Source organism: Janthinobacterium algoris (genome assembly GCF_051380935.1).
Lineage (GTDB): Bacteria > Pseudomonadota > Gammaproteobacteria > Burkholderiales > Burkholderiaceae_D > Janthinobacterium.
The window spans coordinates 522,371-548,742 of the sequence record NZ_JBNYXZ010000001.1 but is presented as its reverse complement, the minus strand read 5'-3'; the positions used below and the strand labels follow the sequence as shown (position 1 = coordinate 548,742).

22 protein-coding genes are annotated in these 26,372 nt (G+C 61.9%); 2 read left to right on the top strand and 20 right to left on the bottom strand.

The genetic code is table 11. The features are described from left to right. From ACQ4W7_RS02490 to ACQ4W7_RS02475, 4 genes are all read right to left on the bottom strand, one after another. A partial coding sequence (locus ACQ4W7_RS02490; protein ID WP_436528151.1) for a two-partner secretion domain-containing protein occupies window positions 1-3,982 on the bottom strand: 3,982 nt, incomplete at its 3' end. Window positions 3,983-3,998: 16 nt separating this feature from the next. After that, on the bottom strand, window positions 3,999-5,609 hold the full coding sequence (locus tag ACQ4W7_RS02485) for a ShlB/FhaC/HecB family hemolysin secretion/activation protein (RefSeq protein WP_436528149.1): 1,611 nt from the start codon (window positions 5,607-5,609) through the stop codon (window positions 3,999-4,001). Between the two features lie 211 nt (window positions 5,610-5,820). Next, window positions 5,821-8,076, bottom strand: coding sequence for a CHASE2 domain-containing protein (locus tag ACQ4W7_RS02480; protein WP_436528147.1), 2,256 nt, complete (start codon window positions 8,074-8,076; stop codon window positions 5,821-5,823). Then, complete coding sequence (locus ACQ4W7_RS02475; protein ID WP_436528145.1) at window positions 8,073-9,695, bottom strand: GAF and HD-GYP domain-containing protein; 1,623 nt, start codon at window positions 9,693-9,695, stop codon at window positions 8,073-8,075. The genes ACQ4W7_RS02480 and ACQ4W7_RS02475 overlap by 4 nt, the downstream gene beginning before the upstream one ends. A 199-nt stretch (window positions 9,696-9,894) precedes the next feature. Here ACQ4W7_RS02475 and ACQ4W7_RS02470 point away from each other — a divergent pair, with 199 nt between their 5' ends. Further along, entirely contained in the window at window positions 9,895-10,791 is an 897-nt protein-coding gene (locus ACQ4W7_RS02470) for an MBL fold metallo-hydrolase (RefSeq protein ID WP_426070807.1), read from the top strand. Between the two features lie 59 nt (window positions 10,792-10,850). Here the strand turns inward: ACQ4W7_RS02470 and ACQ4W7_RS02465 are convergent, their stop codons facing one another. The 7 genes from ACQ4W7_RS02465 to rpsF all read right to left on the bottom strand — a co-directional run bounded on the left by ACQ4W7_RS02465 (window position 10,851) and on the right by rpsF (window position 15,663). After that, window positions 10,851-11,864, bottom strand: a complete 1,014-nt coding sequence (locus ACQ4W7_RS02465; RefSeq protein ID WP_426070875.1) for an inorganic phosphate transporter — start codon at window positions 11,862-11,864, stop codon at window positions 10,851-10,853. A 39-nt stretch (window positions 11,865-11,903) separates the two neighbouring features. Then, complete coding sequence (locus ACQ4W7_RS02460) at window positions 11,904-12,530, bottom strand: DUF47 domain-containing protein (protein ID WP_353660537.1); 627 nt, start codon at window positions 12,528-12,530, stop codon at window positions 11,904-11,906. Between the two features lie 93 nt (window positions 12,531-12,623). Further along, window positions 12,624-14,009 (bottom strand): replicative DNA helicase, encoded by a 1,386-nt coding sequence (locus ACQ4W7_RS02455; RefSeq protein ID WP_071076107.1) that lies wholly within the window; start codon window positions 14,007-14,009, stop codon window positions 12,624-12,626. A gap of 146 nt (window positions 14,010-14,155) precedes the next feature. Further along, window positions 14,156-14,611: a 50S ribosomal protein L9 gene (gene rplI, locus ACQ4W7_RS02450; RefSeq protein ID WP_034783456.1), complete on the bottom strand. Its 456-nt coding sequence runs from the start codon at window positions 14,609-14,611 to the stop codon at window positions 14,156-14,158. 27 nt (window positions 14,612-14,638) lie between these two features. Next, on the bottom strand, window positions 14,639-14,929 hold the full coding sequence (rpsR, locus tag ACQ4W7_RS02445; RefSeq protein ID WP_010400024.1) for a 30S ribosomal protein S18: 291 nt from the start codon (window positions 14,927-14,929) through the stop codon (window positions 14,639-14,641). Between the two features lie 15 nt (window positions 14,930-14,944). Continuing rightward, entirely contained in the window at window positions 14,945-15,253 is a 309-nt protein-coding gene (gene priB / locus ACQ4W7_RS02440) for a primosomal replication protein N (RefSeq protein ID WP_102121956.1), read from the bottom strand. Window positions 15,254-15,273: 20 nt separating this feature from the next. Further along, a complete protein-coding gene (gene rpsF, locus ACQ4W7_RS02435) occupies window positions 15,274-15,663 on the bottom strand; it encodes a 30S ribosomal protein S6 (RefSeq protein WP_116745195.1) in 390 nt (129 codons plus the stop codon). Between the two features lie 275 nt (window positions 15,664-15,938). Here rpsF and lexA point away from each other — a divergent pair, with 275 nt between their 5' ends. Further along, the gene (gene lexA / locus ACQ4W7_RS02430; RefSeq protein ID WP_436528294.1) at window positions 15,939-16,586 is read left to right on the top strand and encodes a transcriptional repressor LexA; all 648 of its coding nucleotides are present in this window, start codon (window positions 15,939-15,941) and stop codon (window positions 16,584-16,586) included. Window positions 16,587-16,651: 65 nt separating this feature from the next. Here lexA and ACQ4W7_RS02425 read toward each other — a convergent pair whose 3' ends face one another. The 9 genes from ACQ4W7_RS02425 to ACQ4W7_RS02385 form a co-directional block, all read right to left on the bottom strand. Further along, window positions 16,652-17,893, bottom strand: coding sequence for a cystathionine gamma-synthase family protein (locus ACQ4W7_RS02425; RefSeq protein WP_426070808.1), 1,242 nt, complete (start codon window positions 17,891-17,893; stop codon window positions 16,652-16,654). 43 nt (window positions 17,894-17,936) lie between these two features. Continuing rightward, the gene (purF, locus tag ACQ4W7_RS02420) at window positions 17,937-19,460 is read right to left on the bottom strand and encodes an amidophosphoribosyltransferase (protein WP_426070809.1); all 1,524 of its coding nucleotides are present in this window, start codon (window positions 19,458-19,460) and stop codon (window positions 17,937-17,939) included. A 38-nt stretch (window positions 19,461-19,498) separates the two neighbouring features. Then, window positions 19,499-19,987, bottom strand: a complete 489-nt coding sequence (locus ACQ4W7_RS02415; RefSeq protein ID WP_219133819.1) for a CvpA family protein — start codon at window positions 19,985-19,987, stop codon at window positions 19,499-19,501. Window positions 19,988-20,007: 20 nt separating this feature from the next. Beyond that, window positions 20,008-21,012 (bottom strand): SPOR domain-containing protein, encoded by a 1,005-nt coding sequence (locus ACQ4W7_RS02410; protein WP_436528141.1) that lies wholly within the window; start codon window positions 21,010-21,012, stop codon window positions 20,008-20,010. A gap of 24 nt (window positions 21,013-21,036) precedes the next feature. Then, window positions 21,037-22,335, bottom strand: coding sequence for a bifunctional tetrahydrofolate synthase/dihydrofolate synthase (gene folC, locus ACQ4W7_RS02405; protein WP_436528139.1), 1,299 nt, complete (start codon window positions 22,333-22,335; stop codon window positions 21,037-21,039). A gap of 101 nt (window positions 22,336-22,436) precedes the next feature. Beyond that, window positions 22,437-23,309 (bottom strand): acetyl-CoA carboxylase, carboxyltransferase subunit beta, encoded by an 873-nt coding sequence (accD, locus tag ACQ4W7_RS02400; protein ID WP_426070812.1) that lies wholly within the window; start codon window positions 23,307-23,309, stop codon window positions 22,437-22,439. 196 nt (window positions 23,310-23,505) lie between these two features. Then, the gene (gene trpA / locus ACQ4W7_RS02395) at window positions 23,506-24,303 is read right to left on the bottom strand and encodes a tryptophan synthase subunit alpha (RefSeq protein WP_426070813.1); all 798 of its coding nucleotides are present in this window, start codon (window positions 24,301-24,303) and stop codon (window positions 23,506-23,508) included. Window positions 24,304-24,388: 85 nt separating this feature from the next. Continuing rightward, entirely contained in the window at window positions 24,389-25,651 is a 1,263-nt protein-coding gene (gene trpB, locus ACQ4W7_RS02390; protein WP_436528137.1) for a tryptophan synthase subunit beta, read from the bottom strand. Next, window positions 25,644-26,327 carry a phosphoribosylanthranilate isomerase gene (locus tag ACQ4W7_RS02385; protein ID WP_426070815.1) on the bottom strand — a complete coding sequence of 228 codons (684 nt, stop codon included), beginning with the start codon at window positions 26,325-26,327 and terminating at the stop codon, window positions 25,644-25,646. The genes trpB and ACQ4W7_RS02385 overlap by 8 nt, the downstream gene beginning before the upstream one ends. Between the last annotated feature and the right edge of the window lie 45 nt (window positions 26,328-26,372).

The window sequence follows — 26,372 nt, the reverse complement described above, 5'->3', positions numbered from 1 at the left end:
CAAAGCCCAGCTGCGCATCGTAGACCTTGCTGCCGCCCACGCTGACCGACAGCGCGCGCGGCGTGATGTCGGCCGCGCCTTCCACCGTCGTGGCCGCCAAACTGTAGTTGCCCAGCGAATTGCCATCGAGCGCGATGCCGCTCGCGTGCACGGCCTTGCCGTTGCCCGCGTTCTTGTCGAGGAAGACGGCGCTGCCGCTGGCCGTGATGCTGTCGCCACCCACCACATTGCCCACCACAAAGCTGGCGTTGCCAAAGCCCAGCTGCGCATCGTAGACCTTGCTGCCGCCCACGCTGACCGACAGCGCGCGCGGCGTGATGTCGGCCGCGCCTTCCACCGTCGTGGCCGCCAAACTGTAGTTGCCCAGCGCATTGCCATCGAGCGCGATGCCGCTCGCGTGCACGGCCTTGCCGTTGCCCGCGTTCTTGTCGAGGAAAACGGCGCTGCCGCGGGCCGTGACGCTGTCGCCCGCCACCACATTGCCCAGCACAAAGCTGGCATTGCCAAAGCCCAGCTGCGCATCGTAGACCTTGCTGCCGCCCACGCTGACCGACAGCGCGCGCGGCGTGATGGCCAGGGTGGTCGTGCCGCCCAGGCTGATGTCGTACTTGGTCGACCACAGGCCCGTCACATTGTAGTTGCCCACATTGCGCGCCGACTGGAAGCCCAGGCTGCCGTTGGCCGCCGTGTCGCCATCGAGCAAGCCCAGATAGGCGAGCGTACCGTTGAAGCTGGCGAACTGTCCATCGTAGACCTGGCTGGCAGGCTGGCCCGCCGCCGTCACTTGCAGCGGCTTCAGGAAAGCCTTCAGCATCGGCGTCGTGTAGCCGTCATAGATGCGCCAGACGGGCGAGGCGCCGAAGGCAAAACCGTCGAAGCTCGATAGGCGCGACATCTGCGCCGCCGTGCGGCCGATGCTGGCACCGCCATCATTCGCCAGGCCGGAGCTGTCGATATTCCAGTAGGTGCTCGCCAAGGCGCCGCCATTGCTGCCGACAACGCCGCCCACCGCAGTGAAGCCCCCGCCAGCGATGGCGCCGCTGGCATAGGCATTGCTGATGCTGCCCGTGTTTTTGCCAGCCAGGCCGCCGATATGCTCGCGCGCGAGTCCGGCATCCGCATTGGCGGCCGCCCCGACCGCACCGGTGGCGTAGACATCGGCCAGCGTGCCCTGGTTGCTGCCCACCAGGCCGCCCAGATTGCGTGCGCCGCTGACGCCGCCGCTGGCGTACGACACGGTAATGCGGCCCTGGTTGATGCCCGCCAGGCCACCGACGCCATCCTGGCCGGCCACGCTCATGCTGCTTTGCACCTGCTCTATCGTGCCGCCCGCAGCGACTACGCCGGCCACGGCGCCCACATTGTTGTTGCCGCTGGCATTACCGCCCAGCAGGTTCAACTGGCGCACCGTACCTGTCGTGCCGTTACCCAGCCTGCCAAACAGGCCGGTGTTCAGGTTGCCGTTCGGCGCGCTCTCGCCGTGGATCTGCAAGCCGCTGACGGCATAGCCGGCGCCGTCCAGCACCCCCGAAAAACCGCCCGAGTCGCTATGCGCGATGGGACGAAAACCGGCGCCGTCATTCCAGGCGCCCGTGCCGCTGGCGTCGATATTGCCGGCCAGGCGATAACTGTTACTCAGGTCCAGGCTGGCGATGCCTTGCAAGCCATACACGTCGGCGATGACATACGGTGCGCCCGCGCTGCCGTCGCCGTTTGTAACGCGCAAGAAACTGGCACCGGGAGCGATAATGAAATTGCTGGCTGAAAAGGCCGGCAGGCCGGTGGCATGTTGCGTCCAAGTGCCGCTGGCCAACCTGAAGGTCGCCCCCACATTGACAGCGCCCGCCGCACTCACTGTCGATCCCGCAGTCAGGCTCAGGTTACCGGCCACCGCTAGCGCATGATCGATCGCGATGGCGCCGCCCGTCACCAACTGCAAGGTAGCCGGCCCCGTGGCGCCGATCGCCACCGTCACCGCCTGGTCGACGCCGATGGCGCCTGTCATGGCGGCATGGCCGAGCGTGAGGTTCGCTGCGGAAATGGCATTCAGGTCGGCGCTGGACAGGCTGAGTTTGCCAACCGCCTTACTGCCGAGATTGATTTCACGGTTGGCTGACTCCGCGCGCAAGGTCACCGCAGCGCCGCCCGCCGCGCCGCCGTAAGCCACGCCGCCCTGTAAATTCATGTTATCGGCCTGCAACAGCAATGTCTGCCCCACCGCCGTGCCGACGATCTGTCCACCGCTGCCATTGAGGCCGATGCGTCCGTCGAATTTGTTGGCGCGCAGTTCCGCATTGCCGCCGCCGACATTCAAGCTGCCCGCCACGCCGAAGACGATATCGGCGCCCGTCAGCGCAACGCTGCCGCCCTGGCTGGAGAGGGCCGCATCGACATGCAAGACGGCCGAGCTGCCTTGTGCCGTGGCGCCGCCATTGTCGTTGGCCGACAGGATCAGCGCGCCGCCATTGGTGGTAATGGCCTGGTTGACGTTGATGCTGTTGCCAGCCTGCGCCTTCAGTCCCACGCCTGCCTGGGTGATGGCGACGACTTCGTTGAAGTTGATGTCGTGCTGCGCCTGCAGCAGCACATTGCTGGTGGCCGCCGAAATCAGGCCGGCGCCGATAGTGGTGGTGCCCGTCGTCGGCGCATCCGTAAAATCGTTGACGCCGCTCAGTGCGCCGCCATTGCCGGCGACCACGTCGATGTCATACGGATCGAGCAGCCAGTCGCCCGTCTTGCCGCGCGCCGCGCGGGCGCGCGTATCGACCCTGGCGCCATCGACGGCCAGGTAGTGCCCCGACGTTTCCACGAAACCGCCGTCGCCGCCGGCTGCACCGCCACGCGCGGAAATGCTGCCGTGCACGCGGGCCGATGCGTCGCCCCAGACAATGACCTTGCCGCCCTGGCCCCTGTCGATGGCATCGGCCGCGATGCTGGCGTCCTTGTTGACGACCACCTGGCGCGCATTCTGCACGGCCGCGTTCTTGCCCTGGTAATCGCCGCCCAGCAGCACAGTGCCGCCGCCCTGGCGGCCGCTGGCGTCGACGTGCGCATTGCCGAACAGGCCCACCTGCTCGCCCAGCACCGATATCTCGCCGCCCTTGCCCGCGCCCGTGGCACTGGTCACGCTGCCCGCTTCGAGCAGCGTCTTGCCGCTGGCCTTGAGGACGATCCTGCCGTTCTCGCCGACGATGGCGCTATTCGCGTTGAGCACGCCGCGCTGGCTGACCAGCGCGCCGGCCATGCCGATGCTGCCACCCTGGGCGATGATCTGGCCCAGGTTAAGCGCCTGGTCGTTTGGCGCCGAGACCAGCACGCGCAGTTGCGGATTGCCGGGGTCGGCCAGCTGCACGCTGCGCCCGGCCGCCAAGATCACTTCGCCGTTCGGCGCCGTGATGATGCCCGTGTTTTCCACGTTCGGCGCGATCAGCAGCACCTGCCCGCCCTTGCCCGCATTGATCAGGCCCGCATTGCTGACGCCGCCGGCCACGCTGCCCGCCGTGAACTGGCGCTTGCCGGCCAGGAAATCGTCATTCGACAGGCCCAGGCTGGAGGCCACCAGCCCGTTCACGTCCACTTTCGCCCCCTGGCCGAAGACGATGCCATTCGGATTGATCAAGAAGACCTTGCCGTTCGATTCGAGCGCGCCCAGGATCTTGCTGGGATCTTGTCCCGTGATGCGATTGAGCACGGCACTATTGCCGTTTTGCTGGATGAAGCGCGTGATTTCTCCCGCATGGATGGAAAAGCTCTGCCAGTTGATGATGGTGTTGGGCGTATTCGTGATCGAGAACACATTGCCTTGCTGGTTGAACGTCGCCTGTCCATTGACCACCTGCGGCAAGGCGGGATTGGCTTGCGCCACGCCGAAACAGCCGGCCAGCAGCAGCGCCAGCGCCGTGCGGCGCAAGGGCGGCGCAAACGGTGACGAAAAGGATGGCGTCAGGAAGAAAACGGAGGCGTGCTGGATGTGATTGTGCATGGTGTTCATCCTGATGCTAGTAGGCCAAGGCCAGACGGAAATGCAGGCGGTTGGCGCCCCGCTGTCCCGTGTCGCCGCCATTGACGACATGGGCGTAATCGAGTTGCAGATTGGCGTAGCGGCTCAGCAGCAAACGCAAGCCGAGGCCAGCGCTGGCTATGCCTTGCGACGCGCTTTCGCCGGGTAGAGCATGGTTGCGGCGCAGCCAGGCTGTGTCATAGAACGCCAGCGCGCGGCACTGGTAACCGAGCGCCTGGCCGCACCAGTTCGGCGTGTACAGTTCCAGGTTCAGGTTGACGCCCGAATCATTGGCTACCTCGCGCTCGGCAAAGCCGCGCACGGACGCGGCGCCACCGGCGCCGAACTGCTCGCCCGGCACCAGCGCGTCCGGCGTGAGCTGCGCATTGACCAGCGCGCGCCATTGCCAGTCGCCGGCCAGCACACGCCCCGAGCTGGCGCTCAGGCGCACGGTATTGTAGGCCGCCTTGGCATGCGCGCGCACGCGATCGAAATCGGCTTGCGCACCGTGCTTGCCGCCAGGGATATTGTGCGCGAAGGTGACCGCCACGCTGGTCACGCCCGTGGGCAAGCTCCAGTTGCCGATGTAGCTGACGCTGAGCGGATGCACGCTGACGTCGGCGCCCAGTTCCATGCCAAACAGCTGCACGCTGTTGCGGTAAGCCTTGTAGTCGATGCCATACACGAGCTTGGGTTCGAAATCGTCGCTACGGGCAAAGTTCTGGTTGTAGCGGATGCCGGCCATGCTGCCCTGGCCGCTGACGGCCAGATCGAAAATACCGGCCGAGACGCTGCCCGAATCGACGTTCGAATAGCTGGCGAAAAAATCCATCGAGTCGCCCAGCGCATACAGCGGCAAGTGGTAGCCGGCACCATATACACCCACCTTGTCCGGCTTTTCCAGGCTGCTCGTGTATTGCAGGCTGGCGACATGATCGCGCCCGAACAGGTTGGCATGCTGCAGCACCACGCCCACATGCGTCTTGCCCGTCTGCGCATTGCCCGTGTTGTCCACGTTGAGCATGGCTTTCCAGGGACTTTCATCGGCCACCGTGACGATGGCGTCGATGGCGCCCGCCGGCTCGTCGGCTTGCAGGCGTACTTCGATCTTGCGCGCCGGGTTTTCATTGGCCAGCTTCAGGCTTTGCGACAGGGCCGGCAAGTTCGGCGTCTCGCCTTCGCGCAGAGTCGGCAAGGCGCGCCGCACGTTGGCCTCGTCGACGTAGGCATTGCCGTTGATGGCGAGCGTGCCCAGCGGCGTTTGCAGCACGCTCAGGCGCACCACGCCACGCTCCAGTTCCTGCTCGGGCAATTGCACTTGCACGGCGCTGTAACCGCGCACGCGGTAGGCCCCCTCCAGCGCCTCGACGGCGCGGGCAATATCGGAAAAATCGCGCTGTGCTCCCACATAGGGCGCCAGCAGGGCTTGCACCTGCGCTTGCGTGAGCAGGGTGTTGCCCTGGACGTCGAAACGGCGGATCTCGAAGCGCGGCACGCCGTCCTCCTGCATGGCAGGAGCAGCATCATCCATGGAAACGGCAGCGCCGGCAGCGCCGACGGCAAACAGCAGCGCGGAACCCGCAAGCAGGTGCACCAAACGATATGTCATGTGTAGGATTTCTTGTGTAACCGGACAAGCGCGCGGCCCGCAGGCGCCAGCGTATCCGGCAATGGATTGAAGACAAATTTTAGACGGCTTTTAGTTTCCAGTCAGAAATATCTAACATTTCGCCCTGATTTTTATCGCACTGCAGCAATCAGTGTGCCCGCAATGCTGAAAAATGCCGCCATTGCGTGCATTTCCCGCGACGACGGCAGGCTTATTTGCTATTCAATACGGTCACGCCATCCCAGTCGGCAGGCGGCGGCAGGTGGCGATGGCGCTCCAGGCGTGCGGCGTACAGGCGGTACAGGCCGTCGTCGGGAAAGTCCGCCTGCAAGCGTGCCAGCTGCGCGCCAGCGGCCGCCCAGTCGCGCGCGCGCAGCAGGGCCAGCACCGCATGCCAGCGTTCCAGCTGCGCCACCTCGGCGGCGGTAGCGCCGGCCAGCAGGCAGCGCGGCTCGAAGATGGCCACCGCTTCCTGCCTGCCCAGCACCCTGATCAGGTCGAGTTCGCGGTACAGGAAATCCGGGCTTGCGGCGCGCGTGGCCTCACCCACCACGATGCCCACGCCATACAGCTTGCTGGCGCCTTCCAGGCGCGCGGCCAAGTTGACGCTGTCGCCCATCACGGTATAGGTGCGGCGGATGCGCGAGCCCATGTCGCCCACATGCATGGCTCCCGTATTGATGCCGATGCCGATGCGCAGCGCCGGCCAGCCGCGCGCGGCAAACTCGCCATTCAGTTGCGCCGCGCTGCGCTGCATCAGCAAGGCGCTGGCCACGGCCCGGCTGGCGTGATCGCTAAAGGCGACGGGCGCGCCCCAGAACGCCATCACGGCGTCGCCGATGTATTTGTCCAGGGTGCCGCCATGACTGTCGCGGATATCTACCGACATGGCCGTCAGATATTCGTTGATGTATTCGCGCAGTATGGCCGGCGCCAGCTGCTCGGAAATGGCCGTAAAACCGCGCACGTCGGCAAACAACACCGTCAATTCGCGGTTCTCGCCCTCCATGGTGTAGCGGCGCGGATTGTCGGCCATCTCGGCCACCAGCTCGGGCGCCACATATTCGCCGAAGCGCGCCACCAGCGCGCGTCCCTTGCGCACCTCGAAAAAATAGCCCCACGCCAAGTTGACGATGAACAGCGCAACGATCAGCAGCAGCAGCATGGCAGCGCCCAGCACCAGGTCATGCACCGCGTACAGGAACAAATTGATGGCGATGCTGACCGCCAGCGCGCCTAGGGTAGCCAGCATCACGCCGGCCGGCGGCAGCACGGCCAGGGCGCCCGCCAGCAGCAAACCAAACAACACAATCTGCACCAGTTCGAACGCCAGCGCGTAGTCGGGCCGCGCCTTGAAGCGCCCGTCGAGCATGGACTTGATCAGGTTGGCATGCACCTCCACTCCCGGATACTCGGCATTCACGGGCGTGGCGCGGATATCGTTCAAGCCCGGCGCCGTCGTACCCACCAGCACGATGGCCCCCTTCAGCAGCGCGGGGGCAACGCTGCCGGCCAGCACATCGGACGCCGACACATAGCGGAAGGCGCCGCCAGCGGGACCACCCGCGCCGCGGTACTGCACCGTGGTGCTCAAGGCTTCGCCCACCGGTATCGCCAGCACGCCGCGCGGCGTGAACAGCATGATGTGTTCGAGGCCACCGCTGGCCAGTTCGCGCGCCGACAGGGTATCGGCCATGCCCGTGAAACGGGGGGCGATGGCGCGCGCCTGCAGGTAGACGGCCACGGTGGCCAGCGACAGCGACGGATAATAGCCGTCGCCGATACGCTGCAACAGGGTCGAGGAACGCACCACGCCATCGGCATCGGTCAGCGCCGTGAAGATGCCGGCGCCTTGCGCGGCCGCCTGCAGGGGCGCGATATTGGCTTCGTAGCCGCGCGCCACGTAGGCCGTGACAGTGCGTCCATTCAAATCGGCGACGGTAAAGGCGGGCTTGGGAAGCACGCCCTTTTTTTGCTGCTCCGAGACGCTGTAGCCGAGCACCACGGGCTGGCCGCGCATGGCCTCGGCAAACAGGCCATCGTAGTCCATGGCCGGGCGCAGTTTTTCCAGCTGCGCCGGCAAGCCCACCACGCCCGCCAGTTCGCCGCGCGCCAGTCCTTGCAGCACGGCGTAGCCGGAACTGGTGTCGGCTTCGGGAAACGAGATATCGAAGCCCAGCGCGGCCACGCCGTAATGGCCGGTAAGCTGGCGCACCAGGCGCGCCTGGATGTCGCGGCTCCAGGGAAAACGGCCCACGCGGGCCAAGCTTTGCTCGTCGATGTCGACGATGACGATGCGGCGGTCCAGCTGCGGCGTCTCGGCGCGCATGCGCCAGTCGCCCAGCATGGCGTCAAGGCGCGCGATGTTGTCGTTGCCGGCCAGGCACAGGATGGCGGCCGCCAGCGTCAGCAGTATGCCCAGCAACCAGCGCGCCCCATGCTTGCGCAAGGCCAGTGACAGCTTCAAGGGATATAGCCGGGAATGGCCGCCTCGTCGACGGCATCGATCTGGCTCGGGTGCAAATGCTTTTCAGCGAAAGTCAGATACACCTTGCTGCGGATGAAAACGTCGAACAGCTCCGGGTCGATATGCCCGTTCAGACTGAAGTTGCCCAGGATGCGCAGGGATTCGGACAGCGACTTGCCCTTTTTGTAGGGCCGGTCGCGCGCCGTCAGGGCTTCGAAAATGTCGGCAATCGCCATCAGCCGCGCCGGCACGGACATCTGCTCCTTGGTGAGTCCGCGCGGATAACCCTTGCCATCCATGCGCTCGTGGTGGCCACCCGCATATTCGGGCACTTTCTGCAGGTGCTTGGGCCACGGCAGCGCTTCGAGCATGCGGATCGAGACGCTGATATGGTTGTTGACGATGGCCCGCTCGGCCGCCGTCAGCGTGCCGGCGCGGATGGTCAGGTTTTCCGTCTCGTCGGCGTCCAGAAAATCGCGCAGTTCGCCGTCCGCCGCGCGCCAGCGGCGCCTGGCGATCCGCCGCACTCTTTCCTGGTCAGCCTGCGCCATGCTCTCGCCGCCGATGTTCACCGTGCGGATGAAGTCGCGCTCTTCGCGCAGGGACGCCAGCTCCTGCGCCAGCGCGCGGGCAATCGCATCCTTGCGTTCCGGCTGCGCCGCCTGCTGGCGCAGGGCGGCAATCTCCGCGTCGCGCAGCAGCACTTCGTAGCGCGTGTCGATCAGGGCGATGCGATCGAAAATGGTTTCCAGCTTGGTGGCCTTGTCGACCACGTGCACGGGCGTGGTGATCTTGCCGCAATCGTGCAGCAGGCCGGCCAGCCACAGCTGCTTGCGCTCGTTGTCGCTGAGCCGGAAATCGGCCAGCGGGCCGCTTTCGGTCGCATGTGCGGCGTCGGCCAGCAGCATCGTCAGCTCGGGCACGAACTGGCAATGCCGGCCTGTGTAGGGCGACTTTTCATCGATGCCGATATTGATCAGGGTAACCAGCGATTCGAGCAGCTCTTCCAGCTGCGAAATAAGCAATTGATTCGTCAGCGCCACGCCCGCCTGCGCGGCCAGCGCCTCGATGAAGCGCTGGTCGGTGGAGGAAAAGCCGCGCACCTGGCCAGTCTCGCCATCCTTGGCATTGACCAGCTGCAGCACGCCGATCAACTCGCCCTCGTGGTCGCTCATGGGCACCGTCAGGATCGATTGCGTGTGGTAGCCATGGTGGCGGTCAAACTCGCGCATGCCGGAAAAATTGAAGCCCTCGTCGCGGTAGACGTCAGCGATATTCACGCTACGGCGCATGTTCGCCGCATACGCGGCCACCGATGCCAGATTCGGCTGGCCCGCGCCATCGAACAGGGGCACGCCCGGCAAGCCCATGTCAGCCCCCTGCGCGATGCCCAGGCTGTCGTTGACACTGATATCGAACGCCAGCTGGCGGCCCTCGGACATGGGCCGGTACAGGGTGGCGCCATCGGCGCCGCTCATGCTTTTTGCCAGCAGCACGATGCGCTGCAACAGCGCGTCAATATCGTGCCCCTCGCCGCCCAGGCCATGGCCAAGCGCGACACTGAGTTCGGTCAATTGCTCCAGTCTGTGGGCGATTTTCTCAGGGTGCAACTGAGGCATGTTGGTAGCAATCAGGTAATGGGCAAGCAAAAAAAGGGGAAGTCGGCAAGCGCCAGTGTAACGGCCACCCTGCGCACTGTACATTACTTAGCTACAACAAAATGAAATAACTTGCCGTATTGCAACACGCATAAATGTTGCCGCCAATCTCATTAATTAGAATAGAATTAACAATAATTACACCGTAACAAGGTACTGAATGAAATTCACGTTCAGGGGCGTGCGTGGCTCCATCCCCTCTCCCGGCCCGCGCACGGCGCGCTATGGCGGCAATACCACGTGCATCGAAGTACGTACCGACAACGATAGCCTGATCATTCTCGATGCGGGCAGCGGCATCTTCTCGCTGGCGCAGCATCTGCCGCCAGGCGAGCCCGTCGACGCGCACGTCTTCATCACGCACAGTCACTGGGACCACATCCATGGCCTGCCCATGTTTTCGCCCCTGTTCGTGGCCGGCAACCGCATGCGCCTGCACGGCGCCCACGATGCAGCCGCCGGACGCGGCATCGAGCACGTGATGGCGGTGCAGCTGCAAAACAGCTATTTTCCTGTCAGCGAAGCGGCCATGGCGGCCTGCATCGAGTACCGCACGCTGCTGCCCGGCGAAGCCGTCGAGGTGGGTGGAGCGCGCGTGCGCGGCGCGGAAATGAATCACCCTGTCGTCAACCTGGGCTACCGCATCGACTGCGGCGGCGCCTCGCTGTTTTTCAGCGGCGACCATGAACCGTTCTACAACCTGCATCCGCCTTGCCATGTGGACCATGCGGCCTGCACTGCGCGCAATGCGCAGCGCCAGGCCGGCATCGACGCCATGGTCGCCGGCGTCGATGCACTGATCATGGATTGCTCGTACACGCGCGAGGAATACCCGGGCAAGCAGGGCTGGGGCCACGGCACCTTCGACGCCGCCTTCGACCTGGCCCTGCGCTGCGGCGCGCGGCGCCTGTACTGCACCCACCACGAGCCGACCCGCAGCGACGAGCAACTCGAAGCCGTGTTTGCCGACGTGATGGGCCGTTACGCGGGCAGTCTGGCTGGCTTGCAGGTGTTCCTCGCCTACGAGGGACTGACGGTAGAACTGGCCGGCACATAAAAAAAAAGGAACCTTGCGGTTCCTTTTTTATACATGCGCCCAGTTGGCCCAAGGCCACCTTACATGATGTGGTGGCCAATCCACCAGGCAACCGCCGCCACGAAAGCGGAGGCAGGAATCGTGAAGATCCAGGCCCAGACGATGTTGCCGGCCACGCCCCAGCGCACGGCCGACATTTTTTGTGCCGAGCCGACGCCGACGATGGCGCCCGTAATGGTGTGCGTGGTCGAGACGGGAATGCCCAGCGCCGTCGAGACGAACAGAGTGATCGCGCCACCCGTTTCAGCGCAGAAGCCGCCTACGGGTTTCAACTTGGTGATCTTCTGGCCCATGGTCTTGACGATGCGCCAGCCGCCGAACAGCGTACCGAAGCTGATGGCCGTGTAGCACGAGATAATGACCCACAGCGGCGGCATGGCATCGGCTGCGTTCGAGTAGCCGGCGGCGATCAGCAGCATCCAGATGATGCCGATGGTCTTTTGCGCATCGTTGCCGCCGTGGCCCAGACTATAGGCCGCGGCCGATACCAGTTGCAAACGGCGGAACCACTTGTCGACCTTGCGCGGCGTTGAACGCACAAAAATCCACGACACCAGCAACATCATGATCGAGCCAAACACAAAGCCCAGTACCGGTGCGATCACGATGAAGGCCACCGTTTTCCACAGCCCGGCCGCGACCAGCGCGCCGGTGCCCGACTTGGCGACGGCGGCGCCCACCAGGCCGCCGATCAGGGCGTGCGAGGACGACGAGGGAATGCCGTAGTACCAGGTAAACAAATTCCAGAAGATGGCGCCCATCAGCGCGCCGAAGATCACGTACTGGTCAATCACTGCCGGGTCTATCGTGCCCTTGCCCACCGTGGCGGCCACGGTCAGTTGGTGAAACACGAAAATGGCAACGAAGTTGAACGTGGCGGCCATGGCAACCGCAGCCTGCGGTTTCAATACGCCCGTCGAGACCACCGTGGCGATCGCGTTGGCGGCATCGTGGAAGCCGTTCATGAAGTCAAACAGCAGCGCAAGGACGATCAACAGGCCTAGCACGTAGATGCTGATTTGTATGGTCATTATAGTTTCTTTTCTGATTCTGGTTCAGGACAGGCCCAACGCTTACGCGTTTTCGACGATGATGCCTTCGATAATATTGGACACATCTTCGCAACGGTCGGTCACGGTTTCCAGAATTTCGTAGATCGCTTTCATCTTGATCAGGTTGCGCACGTCCGGTTCGTCGCGGAACAGTTTGGACATGGCGGCGCGCATCACGTGGTCGGCGTCCGATTCCAGGCGGTCGATCTCTTCGCAGATGGCGACGATCTTGCGTGAGTTGTCCATGTTGTGCAGCATGGCGACGGCGTCGCGCACTTTTTCGGTACAGGCCAGCACCAGTTCGGCCAGGCGCTTGGCTTCCGGCGTGACGGCTTTCAGGTCGTACAGCGAGACGGTTTGCGCCGCATCTTCCAGCAGGTCGAGGATGTCGTCCTGGCGCGTGATCAGCTGATGGATGTCGTCGCGGTCGATCGGCGTGATGAAGGTCTTGTGCAGCATTTCCACGGTGGCGTAGGTGACTTTGTCCGCCTGTTTCTCGATGCTTTCGATCGCATGCACGCGGTTTTCCAGGTCGTCGAAATTGGTCATCAGGCCGAGCATTTCTTTAGCGCCTTTGACGCACAGTTCCGCGTGCTGGTTAAACAATTCAAAAAACTTGCCCTCAGTGGGCATCAAGCGTCCAAACATGTCATTCTCCGTTAAGCATTGAGTCGTGTTATTTACTACAGAAAGCCGCCCCGTATGAGGGGGCGGCCAATGGAAGTTCAGTGCTGCTGAGTCTTAATCGCCTTGGTAAAGCGCCAGGCCACCACTGTAATTGCCAAATTTGGTGTACTGCCCCATGAAGGTGAGGCGAATGCTGCCGATCGGACCGTTACGCTGTTTGCCGATGATGATTTCGGCCGTCCCCTTGTCTGGCGAGTCGGGGTTATACACCTCGTCACGGTAAATGAACAGGATCACGTCGGCATCCTGCTCAATAGCGCCCGATTCGCGCAAGTCCGACATCACGGGGCGCTTGTTCGGGCGTTGCTCCAGCGAGCGGTTCAGCTGTGACAGCGCGATCACGGGACAACCGAGTTCTTTCGCCAGCCCTTTCAAGCCCCGCGAAATCTCGGAAATCTCCGTGGCGCGGTTATCGCCTGGGGAATTGGCCGACATCAGCTGCAAGTAATCGACGATGATCAGGCCCAGCTTGCCACACTGACGCGACAAACGGCGCGAGCGGGCGCGCAATTCGATCGAGTTGAGCGCCGGCGTTTCATCGATGTACAACTGCGCGTCGTTCATCTTCTGGATCGCATTCGTCAGGCGTGGCCAGTCCTCATCGTTCAGGCGGCCCGTGCGCAGGCGGTGCTGGTCGAGCTGCCCGACGGAGCCGAGCATACGCATGGCCAGCTGGGCGCCGCCCATCTCCATCGAGAACACGGCCACGGGCAAGCCGCTGTCGATGGCCACGTTTTCGCCGATGTTCACGGAAAACGCCGTCTTGCCCATCGAAGGACGGCCCGCCACGATCACCAGGTCGCCCGGCTGCAGACCGGAAGTCATGCGGTCCAGGTCAATGAAACCGGTGGGCACGCCCGTGATTTCACTCTGGTTGTCGCGGCTGTACAGCTCGTCAATACGCTCGACTACCTGCGTCAGCAGGGGCTGGATGGCGGTCCAGCCTTGGGCGCCGCGCGCGCCTTCTTCGGCGATGGCGAAAATCTTCGACTCGGCCTCGTCAAGCATCTGCTTGACTTCCTTGCCTTGCGGGCTGAAGGCCGTACCGGAAATATCGTCGGCGACGGTGATGAGTTTGCGCAGCACGCCGCGGTCGCGCACGATCTCGGCGTAGCGCCGGATGTTCGCGGCCGATGGCGTGTTTTGCGCCATGGCGTTAAGGTAAGCGAGTCCGCCCACATCATCGGCCTTGCCGAGCTGGGTCAGGGTTTCAAAAACAGTAATGACATCGGCTGGCCTGGAGCCGTTAATCATCTTGACGATTTGCTCGAAGATGATCCGATGGTCATAGCGATAGAAATCCTCCGCATGCATGAAGTCGGCGATGCGGTCATACGCGGCATTGTCGCGCAGCAGACCACCGATAACGGATTGTTCTGCTTCGATCGAATGCGGCGGAATACGGAGGGAATCCAGTTGCGGATCAGAGGGGGCGTTCATGGCGCGAATTATACCCGCTTCGGCGTGCTGGCAAAAATAAAGGGCTGAAATTGAGTGAAAAAAAAGGCCAAAAAAAAGCCGGGCGAACCCGGCTTTTCATTGTGCTTGACAGTACGGTAGCGCTTGCAGGCCAGGCCCGCAGACGATTACGCGTTCGCGTCTGGAACGACAGCGATCACAACTTCCACGACCACGTCGGTGTGCAGAGCAACCGAAACGTTGTGCTCGCCAACGATCTTCAGCGGGCCGGTAGGCATGCGGATTTGTGCTTTTTCAACAGCAAAACCTTGCTTGGTCAGCGCTTCAGCGATGTCGAAGTTGGTGACGGAACCGAACAGACGGCCATCAACACCAGCTTTTTGAGCAACTTGAACGGTCAGGCCGCTCAGTTTTTCGCCCTGGGCTTGCGATGCGGCCAGTTTGGCGGCAGCAGCTTTTTCCAGTTCGGCGCGCTTGACTTCGAATTCAGCCACAGCGGTTGCCGTAGCACGACGTGCCAGGCGTTGCGGGATCAGGAAGTTACGTGCGTAACCGTCTTTGACTTTGACGACTTCGCCGAGGTTGCCGACGTTAACAACTTTTTCTAACAGAATGATTTGCATAGTTCTTCTCCAGGAATATCTGACCGATTAAGCGTGGTGCAGATCGGTGTATGGCAGCAGCGCGAGGAAGCGAGCGCGCTTGATTGCGGTGTCAACTTGGCGCTGGTAGTGCGCTTTGGTACCGGTCAGGCGTGCTGGCATGATCTTGCCGTTTTCTTGGACGAAGTCTTTCAGCGTGTCGACGTCTTTGTAGTCGACTTGCTCAACGTGAGCTGCGGTGAAGCGGCAGAACTTCTTGCGTTTGAACAACGGATTTTGCTGTTTGCGTTTTTCTTTAAGCTTGAGCTTATTTTTGTCGAACTTTTTACCGAATGCCATATCAGGCTCCTGTATCTAAAATGCGCTAGTCAAAGTGACTGCACTAAAATCAATGATGTGAAACACCAAACTCTTGCTGTTGCGGCTCTTCCTGGCCAGGAAACCCGTGAACTGATAGACCCCGCCCAAGCTTGCCTGGCTGAACCGGCCTGAAATTTCGCCAGCGGCTAGCGCGGCAACATCAAACTCGGTCAAACGGGCAATCCCTGCTTCCATCTGCTGCGAACTGTGCTGCAATACTGCATTCACAATCGGCAGCCCTGCCGGGGTATAGCGCAATATTTCGCGCTCGGCAATGATGGCGGTGACTTGTAGCTGGTTCAGCGCACGATCCTGGTCAAGAATTAAGCTGCTGCGGCTACTGGAGCGGCTGCTGGTGCTTCGGTGCGGTGGCTTTTGGCCGCGTCTTCGCGTTGTACCGATTTCATCATCGGCGAAGGAGCTGTTTCAGCTTTCTTCATTTTAACGGTCAGGTGACGCAACACGGCATCATTGAATTTGAATGCTGTTTCCAACTCGACCAGGGTCTCGTTGTCGCATTCGATGTTCAGGCAGATGTAGTGTGCTTTAGGCAGCTTTTGGATCGAGTAAGCCATTTGACGGCGGCCCCAATCTTCCACGCGGTGAACCGAACCGCCGCGGGTGGTTACGCTGGCTTTGTAGCGTTCGATCATCGCGGGCACTTGCTCGCTTTGGTCCGGATGGACGATAAAGACTATTTCATAATGACGCATGCAAACTCCTTCAGGTCGGATTAATAATCGCCCACCCCGGCGTCAAGACGGGTGTGGGAAGGTCAGCCGAAGATTATAACCGCCTTTTGCAAACGTTTCAATCATTCTTCAACAAGCGGCCCATGCGCGGGGCCGGCCAGACGCTTTTTCCTGTGCATTCCAGTATTTCACACGAAATTCGCGCAAATAACAGAAATCCCCTTGCATCTCGGGCGATACTGTACAAAAATACAGTCTGTTCATATAGACAGCATTTTAGTATGCACCCACCGCTCATGATCAAGCTGACAGCACGACAAGAACAAATCCTGAACCTGATCAAGGACGCGATTGAAAATACGGGTTTCCCTCCTACCCGTGCTGAAATCGCCAATGAATTGGGTTTCAAATCGGCCAATGCGGCCGAAGAGCATTTGCAAGCCCTGGCCCGCAAGGGCGCCATCGAGATTTCGCCTGGTACCTCGCGCGGCATCCGCCTGATCGGTACGGCGGCGAATGCGTCCGCCGACATGCTGCCCTCGAAGGTGCCGGCAGCACTGCTGTTGTCGCTGCCGCTGATCGGCCGCGTGGCTGCCGGCTCGCCCATCCTGGCACAGGAAAACCTGGAAGCGAGCTACAACGTGGACCCGGCCCTGTTTTCGGCCAAGCCCGACTTCCTGCTGAAGGTGCGCGGCTGGTCCATGCGCGACGCCGGCATCATGGATGGCGATTTATTGGCCGTCAAGAAAGTCGACAGCGCCAAGAATGGCCAGATCGTCGTCGCCCGCATCGGCGACGAAGTCACCGTCAAGCGCTACAAGAAAACGGGTTCCGTCATCGAACTGCTGCCGGAAAACCCCGACTTCAAGGTCATTACCGTGTCGCCGGAAGATGAATTCGCACTGGAAGGTTTAGCGGTAGGACTGATGCGCAGCTGGCATTAAACGCACAAGCTAAAAAGGGCCGCAACAGCATGACTGTGGCGGCCCTTTTTTATTGCCCAGGCGTTTTATGCGTCCAGGGCACTACGGAAATCCTCGAGCAAATCCGCCTCATCCTCGATACCCACCGACACGCGGATCAGCGACTCGGCGATGCCCATGCTGGCGCGCCGCTCTGCGCCCATCTCGTAAAAGATCGTGTGGGCGACGGGAATGACCAGGGTGCGCGTGTCGCCGAGGTTGCTCGCTGGAATGGCCAGGTTCAGGCGGTTCAGGAAATCGAAGCAGTCAATGCCGTCTGTCAGCTCAAAGCTGAACAGGGAACCATAGCTGCGAAACAAGTCCGTCGCCAGCGCGTGCTGCGGGTGCGACGCCAAGCCCGGGTAATGCACGGCAGCCACGCGCGGGTCGGCGGCCAGCATGGTGGCCAGCGCCAGGGCGTTCGAGCAGGTGCGGTCCATGCGCAAGGCCATGGTTTCCGCGCCGACGGCGATATGGTGCGCCGCTTCCGGTCCCAGCGAAGCGCCGAAGTCGCGCAAGGCCTTAGCGCGGATTTGCGCGATGCCCCACTGCGCGGGCGCCGCCTTCTTGTAGTTTTCAAAGATATTCGGGTACCGCGTCCAGTCGAACACGCCCGTGTCCGTCAAGCTGCCTCCCAACGCATTGCCGTGGCCGCCGATGGATTTCGTCAACGCATTGACCACCAGCCCCGCGCCCACCGCTTTCGGGCGGAACAGGTACGGCGTCGTCATCGTATTGTCGACGATATACAAGATGCCACGTTCCTTGCACAGCGCGCCAATCTTCGCCAGGTCGGCGATCTGCGTGCGCGGATTGGCGATGGTTTCCACGAACACGATGCGCGTGGCCGGCGTGATGGCGGCGGCCACGTTGGCCACATCGGTGGCATCGACAAACGACACGCCGATGCCCTGCCCCGTCACCGTTTGCCACAGGCTGTTGGTATTGCCAAACAAAAAGGCCGACGACACCACATGGTCGCCCGCGCGCAGCAAGGATTGCACCACGGCGCCGATGGCGCCCATGCCGGTGGCGAAGCACAAGGTCGCCACGCCGTCTTCCATCTTGTTGACCTTGTCTTCCAGCGCCGAAACCGTCGGGTTGCCCTGGCGGCCATAGCGAAAACCCGGCTCCTTGCCCTGGAATACGGAAGCGAGCTGGCGCGCATCGCCATAGCCAAAAGCGACGGAATTGTGCACGGGCTTGTGCAGGGAGCCATGCTCGATGCCCTTGCGGCGGTCATTATGCAGGATGGTGGTGGTAAAGCCGTAGTTTTTTTTATCGTTCATGATCGCAAAGAAAAAAAAGCCCGGCATCGGCCGGGCAGCTTACTTATGCTTCCGTTGTCGCCAGGTTCAGGTTCAGCTGGGAACGCGGCGTATCTTCGGGCGCTGCCGCCTTCGGATGGTGGCGCGCATATTCCAGGCGGTCCAGGTATTCCTGCGACACGTCGCCCGTCACGTACACGCCATCGAAGCACGAGGCCTCGAAATTCGTCAGTGCCGGATTGACGTCGGCAATCGCCTGCTTGAGCGCGCCGATATCCTGGTACACCAAGTAATCGGCGGTGATTTCGCGGCACACTTCTTCCGTCGTGCGGCCGTAAGCGATCAGTTCGTCGCGCGTCGGCATGTCGATGCCATACACGTTCGGGTAGATCACCGGTGGCGCGGCCGAGGCGAAGATGACTTTCTTCGCACCCGCTTCGCGCGCCATCTGCACGATTTCACGGCTGGTGGTGCCGCGCACGATGGAATCGTCGACCAGCAGTACCACTTTATCCTTGAATTCGGATGGAATCGCGTTGAGCTTCTGGCGCACGGATTTCTTGCGCGCCGCCTGGCCCGGCATGATGAAGGTACGGCCGATGTAGCGGTTCTTGATGAAACCTTCGCGGTATTCCAGGTTCAGCGCCAGGGCCAGCTGGATGGCGGCCGGACGCGAGGAATCGGGAATCGGCATGACCACGTCGATATGCACGCCAGGCAATTCGGCACGGATCTTTTCAGCCAGGTATTCACCCATTTTCAGGCGCGTGGCGTACACCGAGGCGCCGTCGATGACGGAGTCGGGACGGGCCAGGTAGACGAATTCGAACACGCAGGGATTCAGGCTGGCATTGTCGGCGCACTGGGCGCTGTGCAATTTCTTGTCGGCATCGATGAAGACGGCTTCGCCGGGACCGATATCGCGCACGAAGCGGAAACCCATGCCTTCCAGGGCCACGGATTCGGAGGCGATCAGGTACTCAGGACCCTGCTCCGTTTCATTGATGCCCAGGCACAGCGGACGGATGCCGTGCGGGTCGCGGAAGGCCAGCAAGCCCACGCCGGCGATTTGCGCGACGGCAGCGTAGCCGCCCTTGACGCGGCGGTTCAGCACGGTGATAGCCTTGAAGATGGCTTCCGGGTCCAGGTTCAGGCCCGTCGTCGCTTCCTGGATTTCATGCGCCAGCACGTTGAGCAGCACTTCCGAATCGGAATCGGTATTGATGTGGCGGCGGTCGTTCTTGAACATTTCCTGTTTCAACTGTTCCCAGTTGGTCAGGTTGCCATTGTGCGCCAGGGTGATACCAAACGGTGCATTCACATAAAACGGCTGTGCTTCCTCTTCGCTCGACGAACCGGCCGTCGGGTAGCGGCAATGGCCGATGCCCGTCGTGCCTTGCAGCGAACGCATGTTGCGCGTACGGAAGACGTCACGCACCAGGCCATTGGCTTTGTGCATGGAAAACATACTGCTGTGATTGGTCGCAATCCCTGCCGCGTCCTGACCGCGATGTTGCAGGAGCAACAATGCATCATAGAGCAATTGATTGACAGGTTGATGGGAAACGACGCCGACGATGCCACACATGGTGTGCTCCTAAACTGTGCTACTGATTTTAAAAAAATTCAAAATTTCACATGCTGCGCGTAAGCGGCAGGCAGATAAGGCTTGATGGCACGCGCACCCTGCTCCGCGAACGGGCTGAGCAGCGCATTTTTCCAGAATGGCTGCTGCGGTATGGAAGTCATGCCACACAAGATGACGGCGGTCAGCACGATCACAAGGCCCCGCGCCACGCCGAACAGGCTGCCCAGGGTGCGATCGGCCAGGCTCAGGCCCGTCACCTTGACCAGTGCGTCGACCGTCATGGACAGCAATCCCATCAAAATGCGCACGCCGATGAACAGCACCACGAAGGCCAGCAACAGGCGAACGGCTTCGCCCGGCACGGCTTCCGGCAGGAATTTCGCCAGGGTGGCGCCATATGCGTTGGCAATGACGAAGGCCACGATCCAACTGACCAATGACAGTATTTCCTTGACCAGGCCACGCATCATGCTGATCAGCACGGACGTCACCAGCACGAACAGCACTAGGTAATCGAAGATCGTCACGCGCGTTCAGCCTTGCAACATCACGCCGGCACCAGGCTGCCGCCCAGGCCCAGCTTTTGCAGCTTGGCGCGGGTCTTTTCGGCATCTTCGCGGTTGCCGAACGGCCCCACGCGCACGCGGATACGCTCGCCCGCCGGGCTGGAGACTTTCTGCGTATAGGATTTGATGCCCGCTTCGCGCAGCTTGTCCTGCAATTCATCGACCTTGTCCTGCGTCGCCAGGGCTGCCACCTGCACCACGAACTTGCCGTTGCCCGCGTCGTGTGCCTTGTCTTGTGCTTTCTCTTGCGGCTTGTCGAGTGGCTTGCCTTCCAGAATCGCCATGGCGCGCGCCGCATCGTCGGCAGATTGCACCGGTTTGGCAGGCTTGGGCTCAGGCTTGACTTCCGGCTTTACCTCATGCTTTGGTTCAGGCTTGGGCTCGTGTTTCGGCTCGGGTTTGGACTCAGGCTTGGGTTCCGGCTTGGTGTCGTGCTTTGGCTCGGGTTTTGGCTCCACCTTGACAGGCTTGGACTCCGGCTTGGTCTCGGGTTTCGCTTCCACATAGGCCGGCTTGGCCGGCGCAGGCTGGACGGCCGCCAACACGGGGGCCGGCACCGGTGCCGGCCTGGCCGCTGGCGGCAGGGGCGCGTCGATGATTTCCTCGGACTGGTCCAGGCCATTTGCTGCGGCCTGGGCAGGGGGAGCCGGCACGGGCGCCGGTGTAGGCGTCGCCTTTTCCTTCGATGGAATGTCGATGGCGATATCGTTGAAAGGCGCCTTCGGCTCGGAATCGAGCAGCATCGGCAAGCCCACCGCCACGCCCAGGGCCAGGGCGATGGCCCCGACCAGACGGCGACGGGCGCGCTTTTTTTCAGGCAAGACCGGATCCGGCGCTTCCTTGCCGCCACGGCGCGATCCGCCGCCACCGGAGGTGTTGGCGGCGCGCTTGCGGGTCGGCGACTGTGCTTCGCCAGGGACATAAAAGCCGCTGTCTTCGCCAGAGGATTCTTGCTTGTTTTTAAACAGTTTCGAGAACAAGCCCATGCGTGATTTTCAGTCGAGTGCGTTTCAGTGAAGTGAGGATTTTCGGGCCTTCATCACGCCGGCAACGGTGAGGAAAGAACCAAAGACCACAATTCTATCATTCTCACCGGCCCGGCTCATTGCATTTGCAAAAGCTTCTGCCGGATCAGCGAAAATAGACACAGTATGCTCGCTGCTGTCGGGCTTATCTTCGAGCATGATCTGCACCTTGGCAGCCAGCTCGGAAGCCGTCGCCGCGCGCGGCGAAGGCAAGCCCGTCAGGCACCAGTGGTCGACGTGTTCGCTCATCGCGGCGAGCACGCCATCGATATCCTTGTCCTGCATGGAGCCGAACACCGCATAGGTGTACGGGTGATAGCCCATATTGCCCAGGTTCTGGTTCAGCGCCGCGGCCGCGTGCGGATTGTGCGCCACGTCGAGGATCACGCTGGGGCGGCCAGGCAAGACCTGGAAGCGGCCCGGCAGTTCCACCGTCACCAGGCCCGTGCGCACGTCCTGCGCGCCCACGGGCAGTGTCAGCTTCAGCACTTCCAGCGCCGCCAGCACGGCGGTCGCATTGAGGATCTGGTTGGCACCGCGCAAGCTTGGATACGCGAGCGAATTGCGGCGCTGCTCGCGCCCGCCATAGTTCCACTGCTGCTTGTCGCCCGAATAGTTGAAATCGCGGCCCATCAACCACAGGTCGGCGCCGATGGCCTCGGCATGGTCGATCAAGGACTGCGGCGGCACGGGGTCGCTGCAGATGGCCGCCTTGCCTGGACGGAAGATGCCCGCCTTTTCAAAACCGATCGCTTCGCGCGTGTCGCCCAGGTAATCCGTATGGTCGATATCGATGCTGGTGACAATGGCCACGTCCGCATCGATCACGTTGACGGCATCGAGGCGCCCGCCCAGGCCCACTTCCAGGATGGCCACGTCCAGCTTGGCTTGCGACAGCAGGTGCAAAATCGCCAGCGTGGTGAATTCGAAATACGTCAGCGGCGTGTCGACGCGCACGGCCTCGACGGCGTTGAAGCTGGCGACGAGCTGTTCGTCGCTGGCCATCTCTCCCAGCACGCGCGCACGCTCATTGAAATCGAGGAAATGCGGCTTGATGTACAGTCCCACTTTGTAGCCGGCGCGCAACAGTACCGATTCCAGCATGGCGCAGGTGGAACCCTTGCCATTCGTGCCCGCCACCATGATCACGGGGCAAGTGAAAGCCAGTTGCATGCGCGCCTTGACGGCTTGCACGCGGTCCAGGCCCATGTTGATCTGGGTTTCCGAATGGCGGGTTTCCAGCATGGCGAGCCATTCCGGCAAGGTGGTGGGGAGGATTTGCATGGGAGACTTCTTGATGAGGAGACAGTGCGCGAGGCGCGCAAACGATGTGGCGTGGCAACCGGGCGGGTCCGCAGGACACCGCCCGGCCTGTTACTCTGGCGTTAAGCCAGGACTTCGACAGCCTGGTTTTGCAACAAGGCCAGCAAGCGGGCGATTTCTTCGCGCATCTTGCGACGGTCGACAATCATGTCGACGGCGCCCTTGGTGACGAGGAACTCGGCGCGCTGGAAACCTTCCGGCAGCTTTTCGCGCACGGTGTTTTCAATCACGCGCGGGCCGGCAAAGCCGATCAGCGCTTTCGGCTCGGCGATCACCACGTCGCCCATGAAGGCGAACGAGGCGGACACGCCGCCCATGGTCGGGTCGGTCAGCACGCTGATGAATGGCAATTTCTTTTCCGACAGCTTGGTCAGCATGGCCGTGGTTTTCGCCATCTGCATCAAAGAGAGCAAGCCTTCCTGCATGCGCGCGCCACCGGTAGCGGTGATGCAAATGAACGGCACTTTCTGTTCCAGCGCGGTCTGCGCGCCGCGCACGAAGCGCTCGCCCACGACGGAGCCCATGGAGCCGCCCATGAATTCGAATTCGAAGCACGCCACCACCACTGGCAGGCTCATGATGGCGCCGCCCAAGACAACCATCGCATCCGTCTCGCCCGTCGCTTCCATGGCGGACTTCAGGCGGTCCGGGTATTTCTTGCTGTCCTTGAACTTCAAGGTATCGACGGGCAGGATTTCCTGGCCGATTTCATAGCGGCCGCCCGCGTCGAGCAAGCTGTCGAGACGTTCACGCGCGCGGATGCGCATGTGATGGTCGCATTTCGGACACACGTGCAAATTCGATTCCAGGTCCGTACGATACAGCACGGCTTCGCACGATGGGCACTTGACCCACAGGCCTTCCGGCATGGTCTTGCGCGCGGCAGCATCAGAACGCTGTATGCGCGGTGGCAGCAGTTTTTCCAACCAACTCATATTTTCTCCTTGGGCCCTTGTAGGGGTAGCGTCGGTGGACGCCCCCGGCAGACGGTCAACGGCGACGCCTTGCAAGGCGCCACCAAAAATTTTATCTATTGCACAATGACAGGCATTCAGTGGCCGAAGTGTAGCCGTTTATCGCCGGGCTGTCGAACTTTGCCGCCAACGCAACTTGCTTAAGAGGCAAGTTTACTCAGGCGTCCAGTGCGGCGCGGATGCCTGCCGTAAAGTTGCGCACGGCGTCCACGGCGCCTCCTGGCGGCGCATTTTCTATCTCCTGGATGATGCGGCTGCCGATCACAACGGCATCGGCCACCTTGGCCACGGCCTTGGCCGTGGCGCCATCGCGGATGCCGAAGCCAACGCCGATCGGTAATTTTACATGCTGGCGGATGGCCGCGAGGCGCTCTGCCACCTGTTCCGTATCAATGTTGCCTGCACCCGTGACACCCTTGAGCGACACATAATAGCTGAAGCCACCGCCAACCTTGGCCACTTGCGCGATGCGCTCTTCGGTCGAGGTAGGCGCCAGCAGGAAGATCAGGTCGAGGCCGGCCGCACGCATGGCGGCCGCGAACTCCTCGCACTCTTCCGGCGGATAGTCGACGATGATGGCGCCATCGGCGCCGGCCGCTTGCGCTGCATCAATAAACGCGGCGCTGCCGATGCGCTCGATGGGGTTGGCATAGCCCATCAGTACCACGGGCGTCGTCTGGTTCGTTTCGCGGAACTGGCGCACATAAGCGAACACATCGTGGATGCCGACATTGAATTTCAAGGCGCGTTCGCAGGCGCGCTGGATGACGGGACCTTCGGCCATGGGATCGGAAAACGGCACGCCCAGCTCCAGCACGTCGGCGCCGCCCTCAACGAGCGCGTGCATCAAGGGCACGGTGGCGTCAGGGCCGGGATCGCCGGCGGTAATGAAGGTGACCAAGCCGGTCTTGTTATGGGATTTTAAGTTGGCGAAGGTGGCGGCGATACGGGACATGGGGAGCTTTCTTTATCTGTGAGGAATGTCGGATGACGCGCTGGCGCGCCAATCCGACCTGTGCGACATGGGGTTTATCAGTTGCTTAACTGAAATTCAATCCCATGCGTTCCGCCACGGTATGCATGTCCTTGTCGCCACGGCCCGACAGGTTGGCCAGCACGATCTGGTCTTTCGGCAAGGTGGCCGCCAGCTTGGCCGCGTAAGCCAGCGCGTGCGACGATTCCAGGGCCGGGATGATGCCTTCGATATGGCAGCAGTCATGGAAAGCCTGCAATGCCTCGTCATCCGTGATCGACACATATTGCGCGCGGCCCGAATCTTTCAACCAGGCATGTTCCGGGCCCACGCCCGGGTAGTCCAAGCCGGCCGAGACGGAATGCGTCTCGATGATCTGGCCATTCTCATCCTGCAGCAGATAGGTACGGTTGCCGTGCAGCACGCCAGGGAAACCCGCCGTCAAGGACGCCGAGTGCTTGCCCGTATCCAATCCCTCACCGGCCGCTTCCACGCCGATCAGTTTCACCTCTTTCTGGTCGATGTACGGGTAAAAAATGCCCATGGCGTTCGAGCCGCCGCCGATGCAGGCGACCACGTAGTCGGGTTGGCGGCCCGTCATTTCCGGCATTTGCACCAGGCATTCCTCGCCGATCACGGACTGGAAGTCGCGTACCATCATCGGATACGGATGAGGGCCGGCCACGGTGCCGATGATATAAAAGGTGTTTTCGATGTTGGTGACCCAGTCGCGCATGGCTTCGTTCAGCGCATCCTTGAGGGTCTTGGAACCAGATTCGACGGGCACGACGGTCGCGCCCAGCAATTTCATGCGGTACACATTCTGCGCCTGGCGCTTGACATCTTCGCTGCCCATGTAGACCACGCATTCGAGGCCGAAGCGGGCACAGATGGTGGCCGTAGCCACGCCATGCTGGCCGGCGCCCGTCTCGGCGATAATGCGCGGTTTGCCCATGCGCTTGGCCATCAGGGCCTGGCCGATCACGTTGTTGATCTTGTGCGCGCCCGTGTGGTTCAAGTCTTCGCGCTTGAAATAGATTTGCGCGCCGCCGGCCATTTCGGACCAGCGCTTGGCGTGGTAAATGGGCGATGGACGGCCAACGAAATGTTTCAGCTCGTAGCGGAATTCTTCCAGGAATTCCGGGTCGGCGCTGTAGCGCGCATAGGCGTCTTTCAGCTCGGCCAGCGCGTGCGTGAGCGTTTCGGCAACAAATGCGCCGCCATACGGGCCGAAGTGGCCGCGCGGGTCGGGAAACGGGTAATCGGTGGCGTGGAACAATGCGGCGGCTGCGCCGGGCGCGGCGCTGTAGTCATGCGTGTGGTCATTCATGGTGGTTTCCTCTGGCAATGATGGCATCGGCATCCTGCACCGCGGCGATGAACGCGCGGACTCGGGATGCGTCCTTGATACCCTTGGACGCTTCGACACCACTGCTGATGTCGACGGCGTAAGGGCGCACGCGCAGCACTGCGTCAGTCGCGTTTTGTACGCTCAAGCCACCACTTAAAACGACCCGAGGCGCGAGTTCTTTTGGAATGAGGGACCAATCAAATACCTTTCCTGCACCGCCGTAGGCATCCACATAGGTATCGAGCAAGAGGCTGGAGAACAAGGGACTGGCGGCGCGATAGCGCTGTTCGTATTCTAGCAAATCTTCGCAGCGGGTGTCAGGTTTCACCCTGAACACCTGCGTAAACGGCGTATGCACGGCGCCAGCCAGCGCGGCACTGTGTTCCGGCGTCTCGTCGCCATGAAATTGCAGCAGCGACAAGGGCGCCACGGCCTTGGTGGCCCGCACCTCTTCCAGCGTGGCGTTGACGAACAGGCCCACCGTCGTCACGTACGGCGGCATCGCGGCGATCAGGTCGGCCGCCTGCCGGGGCGTCACGTAACGGGGACTTTTCGGATAAAACACGAAGCCGATGGCGTCGGCGCCTGCCGCCACGACCGCCTGGATGTCTTCGACGCGGGTCAGGCCGCAGATCTTGATACGTGTGCGAGGCATGCTATTCCTTGATGTTATTGCTTGATGTTATTGCTTGATGCAAAA

What these genes read in the sequence shown, in the direction of transcription:
- rpsR (WP_010400024.1), bottom strand. Translation starts at nt 14,929, where the DNA reads ATGGCATTCGGTAAAAAGTTCGACAAAAATAAGCTCAAGCTTAAAGAA.
- ACQ4W7_RS02475 (WP_436528145.1), bottom strand. Translation starts at nt 9,695, where the DNA reads ATGCCTCAGTTGCACCCTGAGAAAATCGCCCACAGACTGGAGCAATTG.
- rplI (WP_034783456.1), bottom strand. Translation starts at nt 14,611, where the DNA reads ATGCAAATCATTCTGTTAGAAAAAGTTGTTAACGTCGGCAACCTCGGC.
- accD (WP_426070812.1), bottom strand. Translation starts at nt 23,309, where the DNA reads ATGAGTTGGTTGGAAAAACTGCTGCCACCGCGCATACAGCGTTCTGAT.
- ACQ4W7_RS02385 (WP_426070815.1), bottom strand. Translation starts at nt 26,327, where the DNA reads ATGCCTCGCACACGTATCAAGATCTGCGGCCTGACCCGCGTCGAAGAC.
- ACQ4W7_RS02460 (WP_353660537.1), bottom strand. Translation starts at nt 12,530, where the DNA reads ATGTTTGGACGCTTGATGCCCACTGAGGGCAAGTTTTTTGAATTGTTT.
- trpA (WP_426070813.1), bottom strand. Translation starts at nt 24,303, where the DNA reads ATGTCCCGTATCGCCGCCACCTTCGCCAACTTAAAATCCCATAACAAG.
- ACQ4W7_RS02410 (WP_436528141.1), bottom strand. Translation starts at nt 21,012, where the DNA reads ATGGGCTTGTTCTCGAAACTGTTTAAAAACAAGCAAGAATCCTCTGGC.
- ACQ4W7_RS02470 (WP_426070807.1), top strand. Translation starts at nt 9,895, where the DNA reads ATGAAATTCACGTTCAGGGGCGTGCGTGGCTCCATCCCCTCTCCCGGC.
- ACQ4W7_RS02485 (WP_436528149.1), bottom strand. Translation starts at nt 5,609, where the DNA reads ATGACATATCGTTTGGTGCACCTGCTTGCGGGTTCCGCGCTGCTGTTT.
- ACQ4W7_RS02455 (WP_071076107.1), bottom strand. Translation starts at nt 14,009, where the DNA reads ATGAACGCCCCCTCTGATCCGCAACTGGATTCCCTCCGTATTCCGCCG.
- ACQ4W7_RS02425 (WP_426070808.1), bottom strand. Translation starts at nt 17,893, where the DNA reads ATGAACGATAAAAAAAACTACGGCTTTACCACCACCATCCTGCATAAT.
- trpB (WP_436528137.1), bottom strand. Translation starts at nt 25,651, where the DNA reads ATGAATGACCACACGCATGACTACAGCGCCGCGCCCGGCGCAGCCGCC.
- folC (WP_436528139.1), bottom strand. Translation starts at nt 22,335, where the DNA reads ATGCAAATCCTCCCCACCACCTTGCCGGAATGGCTCGCCATGCTGGAA.
- purF (WP_426070809.1), bottom strand. Translation starts at nt 19,460, where the DNA reads ATGTGTGGCATCGTCGGCGTCGTTTCCCATCAACCTGTCAATCAATTG.
- rpsF (WP_116745195.1), bottom strand. Translation starts at nt 15,663, where the DNA reads ATGCGTCATTATGAAATAGTCTTTATCGTCCATCCGGACCAAAGCGAG.
- lexA (WP_436528294.1), top strand. Translation starts at nt 15,939, where the DNA reads ATGATCAAGCTGACAGCACGACAAGAACAAATCCTGAACCTGATCAAG.